This window comes from Rhizobium sp. CC-YZS058 (assembly GCF_034720595.1).
Classification (GTDB): domain Bacteria; phylum Pseudomonadota; class Alphaproteobacteria; order Rhizobiales; family Rhizobiaceae; genus Ferranicluibacter.
Genome location: NZ_JAYESJ010000001.1, coordinates 2,186,819 through 2,207,152, shown reverse-complemented (window position 1 = coordinate 2,207,152; position 20,334 = coordinate 2,186,819). Strand labels below are relative to the sequence as shown.

The 20,334-nt window shown below is 64.5% G+C and carries 15 protein-coding genes and 4 tRNA genes; 11 read left to right on the top strand and 8 right to left on the bottom strand.

Features of this window, described 5'->3' with window-relative positions; genetic code table 11:
• Nucleotides 1–49: 49 nt before the first annotated feature.
• Nucleotides 50–3,157, bottom strand: a complete 3,108-nt coding sequence (locus tag U8330_RS10590) for an Rne/Rng family ribonuclease (RefSeq protein WP_323105247.1) — start codon at nucleotides 3,155–3,157, stop codon at nucleotides 50–52.
• Nucleotides 3,158–3,847: 690 nt separating this feature from the next.
• On the opposite strand from U8330_RS10590, the gene U8330_RS10585 reads away from it, so the two are divergent.
• From U8330_RS10585 to prfB, 3 genes are all read left to right on the top strand, one after another.
• Nucleotides 3,848–5,122 carry an N-acetylmuramoyl-L-alanine amidase gene (locus tag U8330_RS10585; RefSeq protein ID WP_416236841.1) on the top strand — a complete coding sequence of 425 codons (1,275 nt, stop codon included), beginning with the start codon at nucleotides 3,848–3,850 and terminating at the stop codon, nucleotides 5,120–5,122.
• Between the two features lie 346 nt (nucleotides 5,123–5,468).
• Nucleotides 5,469–7,922 (top strand): penicillin-binding protein 1A, encoded by a 2,454-nt coding sequence (locus U8330_RS10580; protein ID WP_323105245.1) that lies wholly within the window; start codon nucleotides 5,469–5,471, stop codon nucleotides 7,920–7,922.
• A 100-nt stretch (nucleotides 7,923–8,022) separates the two neighbouring features.
• Nucleotides 8,023–9,154, top strand: a protein-coding gene (gene prfB / locus U8330_RS10575; protein ID WP_323105244.1) for a peptide chain release factor 2 whose coding sequence is annotated in 2 segments (ribosomal slippage) — nucleotides 8,023–8,091 and nucleotides 8,093–9,154 — 1,131 coding nt in all. Because the reading frame shifts where the segments join, the coding sequence is not laid out codon by codon here.
• 52 nt (nucleotides 9,155–9,206) lie between these two features.
• On the opposite strand, the gene U8330_RS10570 is transcribed toward prfB, so the two are convergent.
• Together U8330_RS10570 and U8330_RS10565 are read right to left on the bottom strand one after the other, a co-directional pair.
• Nucleotides 9,207–9,704 carry a hypothetical protein gene (locus U8330_RS10570; RefSeq protein WP_323105243.1) on the bottom strand — a complete coding sequence of 166 codons (498 nt, stop codon included), beginning with the start codon at nucleotides 9,702–9,704 and terminating at the stop codon, nucleotides 9,207–9,209.
• Between the two features lie 169 nt (nucleotides 9,705–9,873).
• The gene (locus U8330_RS10565; protein ID WP_323105242.1) at nucleotides 9,874–10,647 is read right to left on the bottom strand and encodes an NAD kinase; all 774 of its coding nucleotides are present in this window, start codon (nucleotides 10,645–10,647) and stop codon (nucleotides 9,874–9,876) included.
• A gap of 315 nt (nucleotides 10,648–10,962) precedes the next feature.
• Here U8330_RS10565 and U8330_RS10560 point away from each other — a divergent pair, with 315 nt between their 5' ends.
• On the top strand, nucleotides 10,963–11,490 hold the full coding sequence (locus U8330_RS10560) for a hypothetical protein (RefSeq protein ID WP_323105241.1): 528 nt from the start codon (nucleotides 10,963–10,965) through the stop codon (nucleotides 11,488–11,490).
• A 123-nt stretch (nucleotides 11,491–11,613) separates the two neighbouring features.
• Here U8330_RS10560 and U8330_RS10555 read toward each other — a convergent pair.
• A tRNA-Thr gene (locus U8330_RS10555) sits at nucleotides 11,614–11,689 on the bottom strand.
• 54 nt (nucleotides 11,690–11,743) lie between these two features.
• On the bottom strand, nucleotides 11,744–12,718 hold the full coding sequence (locus U8330_RS10550) for a LysR substrate-binding domain-containing protein (RefSeq protein ID WP_323105240.1): 975 nt from the start codon (nucleotides 12,716–12,718) through the stop codon (nucleotides 11,744–11,746).
• A 149-nt stretch (nucleotides 12,719–12,867) separates the two neighbouring features.
• On the opposite strand from U8330_RS10550, the gene U8330_RS10545 reads away from it, so the two are divergent.
• Nucleotides 12,868–13,449 carry an FMN-dependent NADH-azoreductase gene (locus U8330_RS10545; protein ID WP_323105239.1) on the top strand — a complete coding sequence of 194 codons (582 nt, stop codon included), beginning with the start codon at nucleotides 12,868–12,870 and terminating at the stop codon, nucleotides 13,447–13,449.
• Between the two features lie 55 nt (nucleotides 13,450–13,504).
• Here U8330_RS10545 and U8330_RS10540 read toward each other — a convergent pair whose 3' ends face one another.
• Nucleotides 13,505–14,377, bottom strand: coding sequence for an RNA methyltransferase (locus tag U8330_RS10540; RefSeq protein WP_323105238.1), 873 nt, complete (start codon nucleotides 14,375–14,377; stop codon nucleotides 13,505–13,507).
• A gap of 223 nt (nucleotides 14,378–14,600) precedes the next feature.
• Here U8330_RS10540 and U8330_RS10535 point away from each other — a divergent pair.
• Both U8330_RS10535 and U8330_RS10530 read left to right on the top strand, forming a co-directional pair.
• Nucleotides 14,601–14,685, top strand: a tRNA-Tyr gene (locus tag U8330_RS10535).
• 24 nt (nucleotides 14,686–14,709) lie between these two features.
• Nucleotides 14,710–14,783: transfer RNA gene (locus U8330_RS10530), tRNA-Gly, on the top strand.
• A gap of 15 nt (nucleotides 14,784–14,798) precedes the next feature.
• Here the strand turns inward: U8330_RS10530 and U8330_RS10525 are convergent.
• On the bottom strand, nucleotides 14,799–15,275 hold the full coding sequence (locus U8330_RS10525; protein ID WP_323105237.1) for an MgtC/SapB family protein: 477 nt from the start codon (nucleotides 15,273–15,275) through the stop codon (nucleotides 14,799–14,801).
• Between the two features lie 187 nt (nucleotides 15,276–15,462).
• A complete protein-coding gene (locus U8330_RS10520; RefSeq protein ID WP_323105236.1) occupies nucleotides 15,463–16,872 on the bottom strand; it encodes a protoporphyrinogen/coproporphyrinogen oxidase in 1,410 nt (469 codons plus the stop codon).
• Between the two features lie 374 nt (nucleotides 16,873–17,246).
• Between U8330_RS10520 and tuf the strand changes: the two genes are divergently transcribed.
• The 4 genes from tuf to secE all read left to right on the top strand — a co-directional run bounded on the left by tuf (nucleotide 17,247) and on the right by secE (nucleotide 20,327).
• Nucleotides 17,247–18,422, top strand: coding sequence for an elongation factor Tu (tuf, locus tag U8330_RS10515; RefSeq protein WP_323105222.1), 1,176 nt, complete (start codon nucleotides 17,247–17,249; stop codon nucleotides 18,420–18,422).
• A 395-nt stretch (nucleotides 18,423–18,817) separates the two neighbouring features.
• Complete coding sequence (locus U8330_RS10510) at nucleotides 18,818–19,705, top strand: NAD(P)-dependent oxidoreductase (protein WP_323105235.1); 888 nt, start codon at nucleotides 18,818–18,820, stop codon at nucleotides 19,703–19,705.
• 138 nt (nucleotides 19,706–19,843) lie between these two features.
• Nucleotides 19,844–19,919: transfer RNA gene (locus U8330_RS10505), tRNA-Trp, on the top strand.
• Between the two features lie 207 nt (nucleotides 19,920–20,126).
• The gene (secE, locus tag U8330_RS10500) at nucleotides 20,127–20,327 is read left to right on the top strand and encodes a preprotein translocase subunit SecE (RefSeq protein ID WP_323105234.1); all 201 of its coding nucleotides are present in this window, start codon (nucleotides 20,127–20,129) and stop codon (nucleotides 20,325–20,327) included.
• The last annotated feature ends 7 nt before the right edge of the window (nucleotides 20,328–20,334 follow it).

Sequence of the window (20,334 nt, the reverse complement as noted above, 5' to 3'; positions counted from 1 at the left end):
CCGCCGGGAGCGCCGGCGGTTTTTCGCAAGTCTATTGGCTTGGCGGCTCTCAGAAGAAGCCGCGCTTCTGCCACCAGCCACCGCGCTTCGGCTTGGCCGCCTCTTCGCCGTCCGCGTCGCTGCTTGCGACGGAAGAGCGCACCACCGGTTCGGTGGCGATGGCATCGAGATTGCGGTTGTTGCGAACCGGGCGGTCCGTCTCTTCCGCAGTCCCCTCGGCCGTCTCGGCGACAGCCTCTGCTGCGGTCTCCGCAGGCTCTGCCGGTTCCACTGCAGCAGCCGGCTCCGCGGCGACAGGCTCGGCTTCGACTGCGGCGTCCAGGCCCGCATCGGCGGTCGGTGCGTCCGCCTCGTCCGGAGTTTCGGCCACGACCGCTGCTTCGCTACCCTCGGCCGCGCGGCCACGGCGGCTGCGACGGCGCGGGGCTTCGACGGCCTCGGCCACTTCTTCCGTGTCAGCGGTCTCGCTGCCCGTCAGTTCGACCTCGGTGATCGCATCGTCGTCGCCCACGCTGGCAGCCGCGTCGTCTTCGTCCGCCTCGTCCGAGGCGAGCGTGGTCGAAAGGGCGCCGGCATCGCCGGCATCCGCCGTGCCATCCTCATCGCGATTGCGGCGACCACCGCGCTTGCCGCGCCGGCGGCGCTTGCGCTTCTGGCGATCCTCGCCGGACTCGCCGGCCGTGGTGTCGACTCCGTCGCCCGTTGCTGCGGCTTCGTCCTCGTCGTCACCCTCGTCGCTGTCGTCGTCGGATTCGGCGGAGCCTTCGTCCGAACCGCCGGCCTCGCCATTGGCTTCGCCTTCACCGCGGCCACCACGACGGCGGCGACGGCGCTTGCGCTTACGGCCGTTCTGGTCGTCACCCTGCTCACGCTCGGCCTTCGCCTCGGCGACGACCGGCTCGTCCTCTTCGTCGATCTCCTCCTCGATGACGATATCGTCGTCCTCGTCTTCGGGGATCGCTTCGAACTGCATCAGCTGCTCGATCCGGACCGGGTTCTCCACGGCTTCGCCGCGGTCGATCGCGAAGTGCTGCGCCCCGACCAGCCCGTCCGCCGCCACGATGATCTGGACGCCGAAGCGCGCCTCGTAGTCGGTGATGGTCGAGCGCTTGTGGTTGAGCAGGTAGAGCGCGATGTCCGGCGTGGTGCGGACGGTGATGTTGTGGGTCGTGTTCTTGAGCAGATATTCCTCGACGCCGCGCAGCACATGCAGCGCGACAGACGACTGCGAGCGCACATGGCCGGTGCCGCCGCAATGCGAGCAGACCTGGGTGGTCGATTCCAGCACCGAGGCGCGGATGCGCTGGCGCGACATTTCGAGCAGGCCGAAATGCGAGATGCGGCCGACCTGGATGCGCGCGCGATCGTTCTTCAGATGGTCCTTCAGACGCTTCTCGACCGCGCGGTTGTTGCGCTTTTCTTCCATGTCGATGAAGTCGACCACGATCAGGCCGGCAAGGTCGCGCAGACGCAGCTGGCGCGCCACCTCTTCCGCGGCTTCCAGATTGGTCTGGAGCGCCGTGTCCTCGATCGAATGCTCGCGCGTCGAACGGCCGGAGTTGACGTCGATCGCCACAAGCGCTTCGGTCTGGTTGATGATGATGTAGCCGCCCGACTTCAGCGTGACCTGCGGCTGCAGCATGCGGTCGAGCTGGGCTTCGATGCCGGAGCGCGAGAAGATCGGATGCACGTCGCGATAGGGCTGAACCACCTTGGCGTGGCTCGGCATCAGCATCTTCATGAAGGCCTTGGCTTCGCGGTAGCCGTTCTCGCCGGCGACGACGATTTCGGAAATGTCCTTGTTGTAGAGGTCGCGGATCGAGCGCTTGATCAGCGATCCTTCCTCATAGACGAGGCACGGCGCGGTCGACGAGAGCGTCAGCGTCCGGACATTCTCCCACAGGCGCATCAGATATTCGAAGTCGCGCTTGACCTCGACCTTGGTGCGGTTGGCGCCGGCGGTGCGCAGGATGACGCCCATGCCCTGCGGCACGTCGAGCATCTTGGCGATTTCCTTCAGGCGCTTGCGGTCCTGCGGGTTGGTGATCTTGCGGGAAATGCCGCCGCCGCGCGCCGTGTTCGGCATCAGGACCGAATAGCGGCCGGCGAGCGAGAGATAGGTGGTCAGCGCCGCGCCCTTGTTGCCCCGCTCTTCCTTGGCGACCTGCACGAGCAGGATCTGCCGGCGCTTGATCACTTCCTGGATGCGGTACTGCTTGCGCGGGCGGCGGGCCTGGCGGTCCGGCACCTCTTCCATGGCGTCTTCGGCGCCAACGGATTCGATGACTTCCTTCTCTTCGACATGACCATCGTCATCGTCGTCATCGGAAGACCGGCGGGCCTCGGAGATCGTGTCGGCATCGACCATGGCGGCCATGGAGCCGTTCGGGCCACGGCCCTCGTCGCTCTCGTTCGCGTCATCCTGATGGTCGCCGGACTGATCATCGACGGACTGTTCATCAACGGACTGTTCGCCGGACGCGTCTGTCTCGCCCTCTGCAGCATCGGCCGTCGTCGTGCCGATCGTATCTTCGGCAGACGGTTCGTCGGCCACGCCGGCTTCGGCTGCGGCTTTGGCCTCGAGAGCGGCGGCCTCGGCGGCGATTGCCTTCTTGGAGCGGCGGGCGCGCTTCGGCTTGGCCTTCGGCTCTTCGGCGGGAACCTCCGCAGCCTCGACCGGTTCGAGGGCGGCCGCCTCGCCGGTGTCGCTGACGGTGTCGATCGTCTCGGTTTCGGATGAGTCTTCGACGATCTCTTCGACCGAGCCGCGCGCGGCGAGGGGAGCCTCGTCGTCCGCCTCGTCGCTCTCGGCGGTGTCACCGAGGTTGGTGCCGGTCTCGACATGCTCGATGTCGTCGTCGCGGCGGGCTTCCTCGGCTTCGGCACGCAGCAGCGCCTGGCGGTCGGCAAGCGGGATCTGGTAATAATCGGGGTGGATTTCCGCGAAGGCCAGGAAACCGTGGCGGTTGCCGCCGTAATCGACGAAGGCCGCCTGCAGCGACGGCTCGACCCGGGTCACCTTGGCCAGGTAGATGTTGCCGCGGATCTGTTTCTTGTGTTCGGACTCGAAGTCGAACTCTTCTATGCGGTTGCCGCGTACGACAACGACGCGCGTCTCCTCGGCGTGAGACGCGTCGATAAGCATTTTCTCTGCCATTTACGTGGTGCTCCTCGGCGCGGCCGCGAGGGAAGAGCACATCCCGAAGGAAGCGTCCCGCCGAATTCGCGGCGATCGCCGGATAGATGATGTCCTGCCGGTCCGTGCTGATGCGCGGGCAGCCGGGCGGCAACCGGAAGCGACGTGCTACCGGGTCTTTCCGCTACCGACCGATCCTGCTGCGACACCATCGAAGACCAAACAAGAATGCCAATGTCCAAGACCCGTTCGGGCCCGTTGAAGATGCCCGATCATCGGGCTTGGTGCTCACAGCACCGTCCGGCCACCGCCGGTTGTTCTCGATTCGAAATGCGGTGCAAAGTGGGGCGACGGCGGATGAAACGCTCTTCAAGCGAGCAGGGAGCCAAATGCGGGCACTGTGCCCAGTCCGGATCATGCTCTGGCGCCTGGATCGAGAGACCCTGGCGGCCGGTCGTCGATTCTATCCCGTCAACACTTTTAACCTATGACGCTTTTATGGTTTCCATGTCACAATGGCAAGGGAAAAGCCGGGATTGCCATAATTCAGGTCCATTTGCTTGATGGCGTCGCCCGCCTCGCTTCGTCCCCGTCAAGCTCGGCAAGCTTTGGTTAACCATCCTCCTTCATGGATGGGATCTGCCTCGCCCGCAGACGCGCCCGGGTAAGTCTCGACGTAAGGTCGTTGCGAACGCCGGAGACGGGCGAGCCGTGTTCGAACGATGCGTGCCTTGCGCGCCACGAGGGAGCCTTTTCGCTTTGCCGATCCTGCAACGCCTGGTCCTGTCGCTCGCTCTCGCCTTCGCTTTCCCCGCCTTTGCGCAGGACGGCGCAGCCGCCGACGCAGGTCCGGGAGACACCGCTTCCAAGCCGCTTCTGGCCTATGGCGCGCGCATTGCCGGCGATGACGCGCGAACGCGTGTCGTGCTCGATTTCGACCGTAAGCCGGAGTTTCTGGTCCGCTATGTCGACAACCCCGTCCGGGTCATCGTCGACCTGCCCGAGACCGCTTTCGGCGTGAAGGCGGAGGACATGCAGGCCCGGGGCCTGTTCCGCGAGATCCGCTATGGCGCCATGGGCGCCCGCAGCGCCCGCATCGTGTTCACAGCCATCAAGCCCGTCGCGGTGACCGCCGCGGACGTCAAGAGCGATGACGGCGGCAAGAGCTTCCGGCTGGTGCTGGATGCCGAGCGGGTGGATCGCGCGCGCTTCCGGGGTCTCCTCGACGAGCAGAAATGGACCGGAAGCATCGCCGTGCCCAAGGTCGCGCAGCCGGCCAAGACCGATCCCGGGCAGTTCGTCATCGCGGTCGATGCCGGACATGGCGGGATCGATACCGGAGCCATCGGCGTCGATTCCAAGATGGAAGAGAAGACCATCACGCTCGCCTTCGCCCGCGAACTCGCCGAACGGCTGAACCGGGAGCAGGGGGTGAAGGCCGTGCTGACCCGCGACGCGGACGAGTTTCTTTCGCTGAACGAGCGCGTGCAGATCGCCCGGCAGAAGGGGGCGAACCTCTTTATCTCCCTGCATGCCGATACGTTGAAGCAGCACGATATCCGCGGCGCCACCGTCTACACGATCTCCGACAAGGCATCCGACCACTTGGCGGCTAGCCTTGCGGAACGGGAGAACCTCTCCGACCAGATCGCCGGCGTCGCGCTCAGCGACGAACCCGCCGAGGTGGCCGATATCCTGATCGATCTCACCCGGCGCGAGACTCAGGCTTTTTCGATCAACCTCGCGCGATCGGTGGTGTCCTCCTTCGAGGGGCAGATCAACCTGATCAACAATCCGCACCGCTTTGCGGGCTTTCGCGTGCTGCAGGCCCCCGATGTCCCGTCGATCCTGCTCGAGATCGGCTTCATGTCGAACAAGGACGACGAAAAACTGCTCGTCGATCCCGCATGGCGGCGCAAGGTTGCCGATCATCTGGCCGAGGCCGTGCGTCGCTATCGGCTCGGTGGCGCAAAGAACGGCGGCTGACAGCCGGCCGCCACGGCGTGGCGAGCGGGCAACAGACGGGGACCGCGCCCCGCGCTTTCCCGCGCCAATTCCGGCGAAAGCCCTATTTTCCTCACATTCCGATCGCTTACCGGCTAGAGTGTCAGTCACGGCAATGACTCGCGCACCGGGCTCGGTGCTCCCTCTGCCCGTGCATTGCACCGGCTGTGACAACGCTTGCCGAAAAGTGACGGGCATGACGGCAGGTTGGGCTGGATTGTCCGGGCTGCAGGGGCTATGCGCTGCCGCGTGCCATGAAGCCTGCCGCCCTGTCTTTTCGACAGGCGACGACGGCACCAGATGGATGGAAGGGACCGGTACCCAAGCAATGATCAGATTGATTGGCTATTTCTTCGGCGCAGGCGCATTCCTGATCCTGCTGGCAGCAGGCGGAGCGGCTCTCTACCTCGCCAATGTGACGCGCGATCTGCCGGATTACGAGGTGCTGAGCACCTATGCCCCGCCGGTCACCACCCGCGTCCATGCCGGCAATGGCGAGCTCATGGCCGAATATGCGCGCGAACGCCGCCTCTATCTGCCCATCCAGGCCATTCCCGACCGTGTGAAGGCCGCCTTCATCTCGGCCGAAGACAAGAACTTCTACCAGCACCCGGGCGTCGACCTGACCGGTCTCGGCCGCGCCATCCTCGTCAATGCGCAGAACATCGGGTCCGGTCGCCGCCCTGTCGGCGCGTCGACCATCACCCAGCAGGTCGCCAAGAACTTCCTGCTGACGGCCGACCAGACCTTCGATCGCAAGATCAAGGAGGCCATTCTCTCCTTCCGGATCGAGCAGGCCTATTCGAAGGATCGAATCCTCGAACTCTATCTCAACGAGATCTTCTTCGGCCTCAATGCCTATGGCATTGCCGGCGCCGCGCTGACCTATTTCGACAAGTCGGTCACCGAACTGACCATTGCCGAAACCGCCTATCTCGCCGCGCTGCCGAAGGGGCCGGCCAATTACCATCCGTTCCGCCGCGAGGCTGCCGCCTTGGAGCGACGCAACTGGGTCATCGATCGCATGGTCGAGAACGGCTATGTGACGCATGCCGATGGCGAGGAAGCCAAGAAGCAGCCGCTCGGCGTCCGCGTGCGTCGCGGCGGGTCGCATCTCTTCGCGTCGGATTACTTCTCCGAGGAAGTGCGCCGGCAGATCATCCAGAAATACGGCGAGAACGCGCTGCTCGAAGGCGGGCTTTCCGTGCGCACCTCGCTCGATCCGCAGATGCAGATCGCCGCGCGCAAGGCGCTGCAGGACGCGCTGGTCAGCTATGACGAGCGGCGCGGGTTCCATGGCCCCCTGAAGACGATCGAGATCGGCAGCGACTGGGGTCCGGCGCTGGGCAAGCTCGACGGGCTCTCCGACGTTCCGGAGTGGAAGCTTGCCGTCGTGCTCTCCGCCGACAAGACCGGCGTCGACATCGGACTGCAGCCGAGCAAGGATGCCGGCGGCAAGGTGGGCGAAGACCGGGTGACCGGGCGGATCCCGGCCAATGCGATGGAATGGGCCTATCGCTCCTCCAGCAGCCAGCGTCGATCCGCCCGCTCGCCGGATGGCGTGCTCAGCGCCGGCGATGTCGTCTTCGTCGAGCCGCTCGGCAAGGACGGGACCTATCGCCTGCGCCAGCCGCCGAAGGTGCAGGGCGGGCTTGTCGCCATGGACCCGCAGACCGGCCGCGTGCTCGCCATGGTCGGCGGTTTCTCCTATGCCCAATCGGAATTCAACCGCGCCACCCAGGCCATGCGGCAGCCCGGCTCCTCCTTTAAGCCCTTCGTCTACGCTGCGGCGCTCGACAACGGCTATACGCCCGCTTCCGTTATCCTCGACGCGCCCTTCGAGCTGGTCACCAACGGCCAGGTCTGGCGGCCGGAGAATTATGGGGGCGGATCGGCGGGTCCATCGACCTTGCGGCTCGGCATCGAAAAGTCGCGCAACCTGATGACCGTCCGGCTTGCCAACGACATGGGCATGAACCTGGTTGCCGAATATGCCGAACGCTTCGGCATCTACGACAAGATGCTGCCGGTGCTCGCCATGTCGCTCGGCTCGGGCGAAACGACGGTGCTGCGCATGGTTTCGGCCTATTCGGTCATTGCCAATGGCGGCAAGCAGATCAAGCCGTCGATGATCGACCGCATCCAGGATCGCTACGGCAAGACCATCTTCCGGCATGAGGAGCGCGGCTGCGACACCTGCAACGCCGCCGATTGGGAGAACCAGAGCGAGCCGGTGCTGACCGACAATCGCCAGCAGGTGCTGGATCCGATGACGGCCTACCAGATCACCTCGATGATGGAAGGCGTGATCACGCGCGGCACCGCGGCCGGCAAGATCACCCTCGACCGTCCGGTCGCCGGCAAGACCGGCACGACCAATGACGAAAAGGACGCTTGGTTCGTCGGCTATACGCCCGACCTCGTGGCCGGCCTCTATCTCGGCTTCGACAATCCGGCTCCGCTCGGCCGCGGCGCCACCGGCGGCGGGCTGGCCGCACCGGTGTTCAACGAATTCATGCAGGCGGCGTTGAAGGATACGCGCCCGACCCAGTTCGTGCCGCCGGAGGGCATGAGCCTCATCCCGGTCAACCGCAAGACCGGCATGGCCTCCGCCGAGGGGGATCCGGACATGATCATGGAAGCCTTCAAGCCCGGCACGGGTCCGGCTGACGACTATCAGGTCATCGGCGGCACCGATGCCTATGTGCCGCCGGAGGAAATCCTGCGGACCTCGCCGCAGGCCAACCAGGCGGTCACCTCCGGCACCAACGGGCTCTTCTGACCCGCACCGTCTTCCAATGCCCCGCCGCCGCCTTTGACAGATGCGGCGGCGCTGGCTATGGACGGCCACTCCTTGAACGGACTTCTGACAGAGCAGGACAATGCGCACCGAAATCGAGAATATTGTCGACGACATCAAGCAGGCCATAAGCCTGCTGAGGAGGCATCTTTGACTGGGATCAGGCGGTAAGACGACTGGACTGGTTGAACAACAAGGCGGAAGACCCGACGCTTTGGAACGATGCCGGCGAAGCGCAGAAGCTGATGCGCGAGCGCCAGAACCTCGACGACGCCATCAGCGGCGTGCGCGCGCTGGAAACCCAGATGCGCGACAGCATCGAGCTCATCGAGCTCGGCGAGGAAGAGGGCGATACGGATATCGTCAAGGATGCTGAAGCGGCGCTCAAGACCCTGAGCGCGGAAGCAGCACGGCGCCAGGTGGAAGCCATGCTGTCCGGCGAGGCCGACAGCAACGACACCTATCTGGAAGTGCATTCCGGCGCCGGCGGCACGGAAAGCCAGGACTGGGCGAACATGCTTCTGCGCATGTACACGCGCTGGGCCGAACGCCAGGGCTTCAAGGTCGAGCTGATGGAAATCCATGACGGGGAAGAAGCGGGCATCAAGTCCGCAACGCTGCTCGTCAAGGGCCAGAACGCCTATGGCTGGCTGAAGACCGAATCGGGCGTTCACCGCCTGGTGCGGATTTCGCCCTATGACAGCAATGCGCGGCGCCACACCTCGTTCTCGTCCATCTGGGTCTATCCGGTCGTCGACGATTCGATCCAGATCGACATCAACGAAAGCGACTGCCGGATCGATACCTATCGCTCCTCGGGCGCTGGCGGTCAGCACGTCAACACCACCGACTCGGCCGTGCGGATCACGCATATCCCGTCCGGTATCGTCGTGCAGTGCCAGCAGGAACGCTCCCAGCACAAGAACCGGGCCAAGGCCTGGGACATGCTGCGCGCGCGGCTCTACGAAGCGGAGCTGAAGAAGCGGGAAGAGGCGGCCAATGCCGAAGCCGCATCCAAGACCGAGATCGGCTGGGGCCACCAGATTCGCTCCTACGTCCTCCAGCCCTACCAGCTGGTGAAGGACCTGCGGACCGGCGTGGAAAGCACGGCGCCCTCCGATGTGCTGGATGGGGCACTGAACCCGTTCATGGAAGCGGCGCTGGCGCATCGCGTCGCCGGCGGCGCCGATGCCGTGGTGGACGATATCGCCTGACCTCGTGTCGCCGGCCCCTCATGGGGCCGGCAGGCCACCCGCCGGCGAAAGGTCAGTTGCTGGCCCGCTCGATGCGGATATCGCCGATGTCGTCGATCAGCACCGTCCATCCCTGCGGCTCGGCTTCGGACGGGTCCGTGCGCAGATAGACGGTGGCGAAGAGCCCCGGCTGCGATGTGACGCCATCCGAGCTCTCCGGCCGGATATCGGTGACGAAGGCTTTCATTCGACTGAATTCCTCCAGCTCCGCCGAGGTCACCACCTTGGGGCCTTCGGCTTCGAGCGCGATCTGCTGCAGCACGATATGGGCATTGCCTTCCGGCTGGCGCAACGCGATCAGCTTGTAATAGCCACGCCGCCCTGCGGACGCAGGTTTGGCATCGCCGGATTGGGCTGCCGCGTCGGCGCTTTCTTCCCAGAAGCCGGTGCTGGTCACGAAGGTCACGTTCTCCGGCAGCACGTTTTCCGGCAGCACGCTCTGCTGCGCATGCAGCGGCGGGGCGGAGAGGAGCAGGAGGGCGGAAACGGCGAGGGTGGTCCAGCGGGCCATGGGAGAGTCCGTTCGATCGAATGAGAGAAACCGTTTCAGCATGCATAAGCCTTGCCCGCGAAGGGGAACCGCTTTCCGCCTCGTCGAGGCGTTGCCATTGTGACCGCTTGGCTGCGGAACGGCAAGTCGCTGGCATGACGAGCAGGGCTGTGCCGAAACGAGCGAAGCCTCAATTGGAAAACTGTTCGGCCAGGATCCGGTCCGCCCAGGAATAATCCGGATCGGAGAGGATGCGCGCGGTCATTTCCTCCGATTCGGCAATTCTGACTTTGACGACCGACTTCACTTCGACATGGTCCGCCACGGCATTGACCGGCCGCTTTTCCGCCTCGAGAATATCGATCTCCACCGTGACCCGGTTGGGCAGCAGCGCGCCACGCCAGCGGCGCGGACGAAAGGGGCTGACCGGCGTCAACGCCAGCAGCGGTGCCTCGAGCGGCAGGATCGGCCCATGGGCGGAGAGATTGTAGGCCGTCGATCCGGCCGGGGTCGCAAGCAGAACGCCATCGCAGATCAGCTCTTCCAGCCGGATACGCCCGTCGACGCTGATCTGCAGCTTGGCGGCCTGGTAGGACTGGCGGAAGAGATAGACCTCGTTGATGGCAAGCGCGCTGAACTGCCGGCCGTCCGCATCGGTCGTCGCCATTTCGAGCGGACGGAACGCGTTTTCCACCGCTTTCGATACCCGCTCGCGCAGGCCCACCGTGCTGTAGCGATTCATGAGAAAGCCGACCGAGCCGCGGTTCATTCCATAGACGCGCTTGCCGCTGTTCATGGTCTGATGAAGCGTCTGGAGCATGAAGCCATCACCGCCGAGCGCAACGATGATATCGGCCTCTTCCTGTTCCACCGAGCCGTAGATGGCCCGCAACTCCTCGGCCGCCTGCTGCGCCTCTTCGGTCGGCGAGGCGGCAAAGGCGATGGTGTCGAAGGGTCTTCCCATGGCCGACTGACGTCTTTCCTGATCCGCAGCACTCGCCGCATCTTTTCCGAAAACGCTGCAGGATCAAGGGGAAAATGTTCGAGTGGCGGGGTCGCAGAGGAAACGGCGGGAAAGCCTGCCGGATGACACGGCGCGGATCGACCCGATTGCCTTCGCCTTCCGGCTCGGTGCCTCGCAGCGACGCTGGTGTCCTCTGCGCCCACCGCCGCGGAAATTCACCTATCGCTCAAATCTTAACATCGCAGGGAACTCGCTTTTAGGGGCCCTTCGGCGATGGTGCTCGGCAACAAGAAACTTACAGATGAGGAGACATTCATGATCCGTGTAAAGCGTGCATTTCTGACGGCTGTGCTGACGGCAGGCCTGATCCTGTCGGGCGTCGCCCTGCCTTCGCTCGGCCAGGCTCTCGCCAAGCGCGGCGAGGCGCGCAGCGAGACGAAGTCCGAAACCGGGTCGCAGAAGTCCGACAAGGCGGCCAAGGACCAGTCGAAGTCCGACAAGAAGGCCAGCAAGGACCAGACCAAATCGGACAGGAAGGCCACCAAGGATCAATCGAAATCCGACAAGAAAACCACCAAGGCCGAGGACAAGGCGACCAAGCAGACGACGGAGTCCGAGAAGAAGGCCAAGCACGAGCAGGACAAGGCGGACAAGAAGGCCAAGCAGGAGCAGGACAGAGCCGACAAGAAGGCGCTCAAGGACAAGAAGACGCTCGAAAAGAAGCAGAAGGTCGATGACGACGATTCCGCGACCGAAGACGATGCATCGGACGAGGATCAGCAGGGCTCCGCCGACGATCAGTCCGGTTCGAACGACGACCAGGCCGATTCGCTCGACGACTGAGATCAGCTTGCGGAGCGAAAATCACCGGGTGAGGCCGAAGCTTCACCTGGTGTTTCCGCGTTCGCTAAGACGGCAACGCGAGTCCGTGGCCGTCAGCGCGGAAGAATTGCTCGAAGATAAAAATGGTGCCCCCACCAGGACTCGAACCCGGGACCCCCTGATTACAAATCAGGTGCTCTACCAACTGAGCTATAAGGGCAGCGGAACCGCACTAGCATATTGAGCTGGTGTGTAAAGCGAAAAGACGGTCGGTCTATTCTGCGGCCTGCGGGAGCGGCCTGGGCAGGGCGGTGCGGGCCTTGGCGGCCTGGGGATGGTCGACCTCGCGGCAGCGGGCCATGGTTGCGGGCAGCATCTCGGCGAAGTGGTCGATCAGGGCGCGCACGGCGGGCAGCATGCCCTGCCTTGTCGTGAAGACGAGATGCGCGACGGCAGCGTCGGTCGACCAGTCCGGCAGGACGCGGACGAGCAATCCCGCGCGAATCGCCCGGTCGGTCATGTGTTCGGGCAGAAGCGCGACGCCGATGCCTTCGATGGCCGACGTTTCCAGCAGATTGAAATCGCCGCAGCCGATCAGCGGCCGGTGGACGATGTCCCTGCGCTCCCCATGCGTGCTGATCAGGCTCCAATGGTCCTCGGCGCGCTCCTCCGCCATGGAGAGGGTCGGAAACTGCGACAGCGTATCGATCGTCGGTTGCCCCAGCCGGTCGATGAGGGACGGGCTGGCGACGAGATGGCTGGCATTGTCCCCCATCCGGCGCACGACGAGCTGCTCGTCCATCTCCACCTCCGGCCGCGCCCGCAGCGCCACGTCGATCCGCTCGGAGACGAGATCGACACGCCGGTTGGACACGATGATCCGCAGGGTCACTTCGGGAAACCGCCGGTGAAACTCGGGAAGGATGAAGGACAGAAGCGGCGCAAAGCCGAGCGGGCAGGCGAGGCGGACGAGGCCGCGCGGCGCGGACCGCGCCATGGCCGCCGCCGCCTCTGCCGCCTCGATGCTGGCAAGCGCCTGTTCGCAGTGATCGAAAAAGTGCTGGCCGACATCGGTCACCCGCAGCATGCGCGTCGAGCGTTCGAGGAGACGAACGCCCAGCTGCCGTTCGAGCTCGGCGACATGCTTGCTCAACAGCGATTTCGGCAGATCGAGCGCGCGGGCGGCGGCGGAGAAGCCGCCATGCCGGACGACGGCGACGAAATGGGCGATGTCGTTCAGGTCCTGCATCAGCGCATCCCCTCTTTAAACGGCGGCAGCGTTTCCCAAAGGAAACGCTGTGTCGGAATCCGGCCGTCTACCGGCCCCATCGTTTCTGTCGCCATATGGTTAGCCAAGACCACCGCACTCTTCAATCCTGCAAGGCGAGGCTCGCTCCCATGAACATTCTCCATCTCGATTCCGGCATCCTCGGCGACCAGTCGGTCTCGCGCGGCCTGACGGCGGCAATCGTCGCCCGGCTCACGGCCGAACATCCCGGCTCGTCCGTGACCTATCACGATCTGGTCTCGGAACCGCTCGACCATCTGGCCGCGACCGATCTCGGCGCCGCGCCGGCGGGGCGCGATGTGCTGGCCGAATTCCTGGCGGCCGACGTCGTCGTCATCGGCGCACCCATGTACAATTTCACCGTCCCGACGCAGCTCAAGGCCTGGCTCGACCGGATTCTCGTGGCTGGCAAGACCTTCCGCTACGGCGCAGCGGGCGTCGAAGGTCTGGCGGGCGGCCGCAAGGTGGTGATCGCCTCGGCGCGCGGCGGCGTCTATGGCGAGGGATCGCCGGCCGCCATCATGGACCACCAGGAGCCGCTGCTGGTCAACACGCTCGGCTTCATCGGCGTGACGGATGTCGAGATCGTTCGCGCCGAGGGCCTGGCGCTCGGTCCGGATGCGCGGACCGCCGCCATCGATGCGGCGCATGAAACGATCAAGACCCATGAAGGTCTTGCCCGGGCTGCCTGAGCGCCGGTTCTCGACGTGAGACAACGAAATCCCCGGCCAGTCCGGGGATTTCGCGTTAGAGGCAGAGGTGCCGCCGCGTGGCGTAGAGCGCGATGGCGGCGGCGTTGGACACGTTCAGGGATTTTATTGCGCCGGGCATGTCGAGCCTTGCGAGCGCCTGGCAGGTGGCGCGCGTCTTCTGCCGCAGGCCCTTTCCTTCCGCGCCGAGCACCAGGGCCACCTTGGTGCCGGAGAGCGTGGCTTCGAGCGGCGCCGGCCCCTCCGAATCGAGCCCGATGGAGGAGAAGCCGAGGCCGTGCAGCTCTTCGAGTGCATCGGCGAGATTGGTGATCTGGATATAGGGGATCAGCTCCAGCGCGCCGGAGGCGGACTTGGCGAGCACGCCCGATTCGGTCGGGCTGTGGCGCATGGTGGTGATGACGGCCCCGGCGTCGAAGGCGACCGCCGAGCGCATGATCGCGCCGACATTGTGCGGGTCGGTCACCTGATCGAGGACAAGCACCAGCGGACTGTTCGACAGCGCGGACAGGCGGCGCACCGGCAGGGGCCGCGTTTCGAGCAGGGCGCCCTGGTGGATGGCATCGGGGCCGAGCACGCGGTCCAGCGCCTGCGGCGACACGAGCTCGACCGGGAAGGGCAGGGCCTCCGGCTCGCCGATCTCCAGCCGCGCCAGGGCATTCTGCGTGACCTTCAAACCGAGAATCGTCCGCTCGGGATTGGCGATTGCCGCTTTCACCGTATGAATGCCGTAAAGCTGCACGAGATCGGGGCTGACCGCCGGCGGCGACCAGGGCTCGGCGGGCCGACGTCGGTCGTGCTTGGGCGTCGGGATCTCGCCGCGCTCCCGCTTCTGGTCTCGATGCGCCCGCCGCAGCGTGGCGTAATGGCTGTCCTTGGCGGTCTTGTCGCCGGGAATATCTTTTGTCATGCGCTGCTTATAGCGGCCGGCAGGGCAAGGCGAAACCGTTTTCACACATGAGGGGCCGGCGCGAAGGGCAGGGGCGGAACGGTCTGTGGATCGGCCGGCATTTTTTCCCGAAGCTCGTGTTGACAGGAGGAAACGGGGCGGTCATATAGCCCGCGCAGCACGGCAACGGAGCAACCGCCGAAGACGATGCTGCACACTGGTCGCTCGATCCAGACGGAAGACTGGAGGGATGCCCGAGTGGTTAAAGGGGACGGACTGTAAATCCGTTGGCTCAGCCTACGTTGGTTCAAATCCAACTCCCTCCACCATTCCGCACTCGGATCGAGACCCCCGCGGGTATAGCTCAATGGTAGAGCAGCAGCCTTCCAAGCTGAATACGCGGGTTCGATTCCCGCTACCCGCTCCACACATTCATCCTGCTTCATTCACTATCGCTGACGCGCGTGTCTTCCTGAGCGGATTTGATGCTGCCGGGAATGAGGCGTTCGCTGATACGGACGAGGGTGAGGATCATTGCGCCGAAGGCGAGGCCGATGAGGAGAAGCTTGGTCTGCCCCGCGCCGGCCGCGATGCCGAGAGCGGCGGCAAGCCAGATATTGGCGGCGGAGGTCAGGTTGTGAACGGCACCGCGTGACACGAAGATGGCGCCGGCAGCGATGAAGCCGACGGCCTGTGCCAGTCCCTGGATCACCCGGAGCGGATCGCTGCCGGACGCGCCGTGCTGGCCAAGGTCCTCATGGATCAGCAGGGCCGAGATGGTGATGAGCGCCGCGCTGAGCGCGACCAGCGCATGGGTGCGGATACCGGCAGCGATGCCCCGAACCTCGCGGTCAAGGCCGAGCAGCAGGCCAGCCGCGCTGGCAAGACCAAGCCGGAAAACCATCTCCTCGAGACTCATGCCGGCTTGCCCCTTCGCGGCTCGCTGCGCGTGACAGTGGGCAGGACGAAGGACCAGCCGAGGCCTGAGTGCGTCGGATCCCTTGGCTGCAACGCCGGCATTGAAGCGCGCCCTTGCTCCTTCACTGTCGAGCCCTCCCTTTGGGCGGCCAAACTGGGGCCGGTGCGAATGGTTCGCAAGAAGGCGGTCAGGCCGCCTGGCGGTGTGGCGGCCAAGAGCGGCCAGCCTCACGCGGCGGCGCGGCGCCGCGCAGATAGCCATCGATCGCCTCGACCTGACGCAGGCTGCGCCAGTAGATGTCTTCCATGAGGATATGGGCGAATTCGCCGTTGCGGCCGATGCTGTAGAGACCGTCGATGCCGGTCGACTGGCCGAAGCGCTTGCGGTCGTCCTCATAGGCATTGAGATAGACAGGATAGGCGATCGGCGTGCGCAGGACGCCGCCGAGGCCGAGATAGCGATGCGCCAGAGCAGGGTTGAGGCGCGTCAGCCCTTCCAGGCAGAGCCGAGCGAGCGCCTCGTCCGACATCGACCAGGCGGCATCATCCCGGTCGCAGCCGATATCGAAAGTGATCAGGGTTTTTCCCTCCGGCGCCAGCCAGGGCATGGAGCGCGGCGCCTCGGTCAGGCGGAAAAACGGCTGGCTGCGGTCCGGCACCCAAAGCATGGTGTCCGGCAGGAGATTGCGACCGGCAAAGCGCAAATTGACGAAGATCATCGGCCGATAGCGGAAGGCAGAGAGGTGGTCGAGCCGGCGGCTGCCCTGCACCAGCTTCGGCAGAACGGTGACGGGGGCGGTGCTGATCACGGCGGAAACCGCGATGGTTTCGCCGCGAACCCGAACCGCGCGAACCCGTTCACCCTCGACGATCACCGCTTCGACAGGGGCATTGAGGCGGATCGTGTCGCTGACCTCGCGGGCTGTGGGTTCCAGTAGGCGTGCAATGCCACCTTCGGGGTAGACATGGTAGACCGAGGGGCGTTCCGGCATCTCATGCGAATAGCCGATGCAGACGGCGCGGTCCGTGAGGCGGGCGGCGGCCTTCAGCATCAACGAGCGGGCCATGCCGCCGCGCATCTTCTCGCCCACGGAGGGTGCAAGATCCTCGGCGCTCGCCCCGGACCAGGCTTCCGCGAGCGGAATGGCGACGTCGCGGGCAAGGGCGGCGCCGTAGTTCCGGGTGAACCAATCGGCCGCGTTGCGGACCGGCGGTTCCGAAAGCCGTGCCGCAAGTGCACTCGCCACATAATGCGGCGCGCGCAGCAGGCCGAAGGGGTAGCCATAGCGCCTGTCGCCCACCTGCACGGCCTCGCCATAGCGCGTCACCGTGCGGCAGATGGTTTCCGCGTCGAGCTCCCGCGCCAGCCGATTCGAGACGAAATGCGCGCCCATGTCGTAGGAGAAGCCTTCGGCATCCTTGTAGGACCCTGCGAGCCCGCCGATGACCTTGGCGGCTTCGAAAAGGATGACGGGGATGCCGCGGCGCTTGAGTTCGCGTGCCGCCACAAGGCCGGCGAGACCTGCACCGAGAATGGCGACCGGCTTCATGCCGTCTGCACCGCCGGAGACCGGTCCTGGCATTGTCGGTGGGGTCATGGCGCGTCATCCTTTTCCGTGAGCGGCAACGGGCAGGCCGTGTCCATCCGATCTATGAGGCAAGGCTGAAATCCACCTCTCGAAAATCGGTCGCATTTGAAGGAAGCGATTGTTTTGCGCAGCCTTGGCGGGCGCTGGCGGCCATTTCGTCCCAAATGGAAACGCCCCACTGACCGACAAGCGGCGGGATCGGTCCCCGGTTCCACGCAGGGCGCCGGGGGAGGGCGCGGCGGGTTCGCCTTGCCGTCGATGCTGGCGCAAATAGCCCTTGCGCAATCCTTGCGAAACCCTTAAGTGCCTCCCCAAACCGGAGGCCCGTTGCAAGAAAAACGGGGCTTTGGACGCATTCCTTATCGATCACAGGATAATGACCCATGGCAAAGAGCAAGTTTGAGCGCAACAAGCCGCACGTGAACATCGGGACGATCGGTCACGTCGACCATGGCAAGACGTCGCTGACGGCGGCGATCACGAAGTATTTCGGCGAGTTCAAGGCGTATGACCAGATCGACGCGGCTCCGGAAGAAAAGGCCCGCGGCATCACCATCTCGACGGCCCACGTCGAATACGAGACGGCCAACCGTCACTATGCCCACGTCGACTGCCCCGGCCACGCCGACTATGTGAAGAACATGATCACCGGTGCTGCCCAGATGGACGGCGCGATCCTCGTCTGCTCGGCCGCCGACGGCCCGATGCCGCAGACCCGCGAGCACATCCTGCTCGCCCGTCAGGTCGGCGTTCCGGCGATCGTCGTGTTCCTGAACAAGGTCGACCAGGTTGACGATGCCGAGCTTCTCGAGCTCGTCGAGCTGGAAGTGCGCGAACTGCTGTCGTCCTACGACTTCCCCGGCGACGACATTCCGATCGTCAAGGGTTCGGCTCTGGCCGCTCTCGAAGACTCGGACAAGAAGATCGGCGAAGACGCGATCCGCGAGCTGATGGCTCAGGTCGACGCCTATATCCCGACCCCGGAACGTCCGATCGACCAGCCCTTCCTGATGCCGATCGAAGACGTGTTCTCGATCTCGGGCCGCGGTACGGTCGTGACCGGCCGCGTCGAGCGTGGCATCGTCAAGGTCGGCGAGGAAATCGAGATCGTCGGCATCCGTCCGACCACCAAGACGACCTGCACCGGCGTTGAAATGTTCCGCAAGCTGCTCGACCAGGGCCAGGCCGGCGACAACATCGGCGCGCTGCTGCGCGGCGTGAACCGTGACGGTGTCGAGCGTGGCCAGATTCTCTGCAAGCCGGGTTCGGTCAAGCCGCACAAGAAGTTCAAGGCCGAAGCCTACATCCTGACGAAGGAAGAAGGCGGCCGTCATACGCCGTTCTTCACGAACTATCGTCCGCAGTTCTACTTCCGCACGACGGACGTGACGGGCATCGTCACGCTTCCGGAAGGCACGGAAATGGTCATGCCGGGCGACAACGTCACGGTTGACGTCGAGCTGATCGTTCCGATCGCGATGGAAGAAAAGCTGCGCTTCGCCATCCGCGAAGGCGGCCGCACCGTCGGCGCCGGCATCGTCGCCTCGATCGTCGAGTAATCGACGATCCACGATGCCGTCAGCGAGCCGACGGCGTTGAAGGATGTGCAGATGGCGCGCAAGCGCGATCTGCACGCGGCGCCGGCATCGTCGCTTCGATCGTCGAGTAAGCGACGATCCACGATGCCGTCAGCGAGCCGACGGCGTTGAAGGATGTGCAGATGGCGCGCAAGCGCGATCTGCACGCGGCGCCGGCATCGTCGCTTCGATCGTCGAGTAAGCGACGATCCACGATGCCGTCAGCAAGCCGACGGCACGGATGACATGATAGACTTTGGAAGACGCGCTGCCCGGACGGGTGGCGCGTTTTTCGTTGTGGATGGGGCAAGCCATGCCCTGTCTTGCGCGGGGCAGGGCGCTATGTCGGTTGCAACGAACGCAGTGGAGGACCCGACATGGGCAAGCGTATTCTCTTTACCGGTGGCGCAGGCAAGGCGGGGCGGCACGTGGTGCCCTATCTGGTGGACGCCGGATACGAGGTTCACAATCTCGACCTCGTGCCGCTCGATCATCCGGGCGTCAGCAACCTGATCGTCGACATCACCGACGCTGGTCAGGTGTACAGCGCGCTCAGCATGCATCGCGATCTCGACGACCTCGACACGGGCGGCCGCCCCTATGATGCCGTCGTCCACTTCGCCGCCATTCCGCGCATCCTCATCAAGCCGGACAACGAGACCTTCCGCATCAACACCATGGGGACCTACAACATCGTCGAAGCGGCGGTGAAGCTCGGCATCCGCAAGATCATCGTCGCGTCCAGCGAGACCACCTACGGCGTCTGCTTCGCCGAGGGCCATCGCGACTTCCATCACTTCCCTCTGGAAGAGGATTACGACGTCAACCCGATGGACAGCTACGGGCTCTCCAAGGTGTTGAACGAGAAGACCGCGCGGGCCTTCGCCGAGCGCTCCGGCTTCGACATCTACGCCTTGCGGATCGGCAATGTCATCGAACCGCATGAATATGCCAATTTTCCGACCTATTTCGCCCATCCGGAGATGCGCAAGCGAATCGCCTGGAGCTATATCGACGCCCGCGACCTCGGCCAGATCTGCAAACTGTGCATCGAAAAGGACGGACTCGGCTTCGAGATCTTCAACGCCTGCAACAATACCGTCTCCGCCAACACGCCGACCCGCGAGCTGGCCGAGCGATTCTTCCCGAACGTCCCCTTCCGCCGCGAGATCGACACCTATGAGGGGCTGCTCTCCAACCGCAAGATTCGCGAGGTTCTCGGTTTTACGGAGGAGCATGACTGGCGGCGCTATGTGAAAGTCTGACCCTCCGGCCTTCGCGATCGCAGCATGGGGAAAAGGCGAGGGCTGGCGCGACAAAGCTCTTGCCAACCTGCCTTCTCCGCCTTAAAGGAGCACCACGGTTCAGACGGGGCGGCACTTGATGCCCCGGACGAACGGGATAGGGGTATAGCTCAGTTGGTAGAGCGGCGGTCTCCAAAACCGCAGGTCGTCGGTTCAAGCCCGGCTGCCCCTGCCAGTCTTCCCAGGCTTTTTCGATCAGCGCCCCTCGGCAGCGGCGAGCAAGACGACAGGGAAGAGGCCGGACGCCCATGCGTCCACTTGTCGTGAAAAGGCTGGAAAGCCCTTGTGGTTTTCGGAATCGGTCTTTATGTAGGGTTCAACAGACACGCGGCGCGTGGGGCTGATTCATCGGCTTTACGGGCCGTTAAGGCGTGAGCATTCAATGGCATCCAAAACCGATCCAGTTACGTTCCTGAAGCAGGTGCGCTCCGAGACCGCGAAGGTGACCTGGCCGTCGCGTCGGGAAACCGTGATTTCGACCTTGATGGTCTTCGTCATGGTCATTCTGGCTGCAGCCTTCTTCTTCGCTGCGGATCAGCTTATGGGCTGGGTGATCGGCCTCGTCCTGAATGCACAGTTCTGAGCGGGTG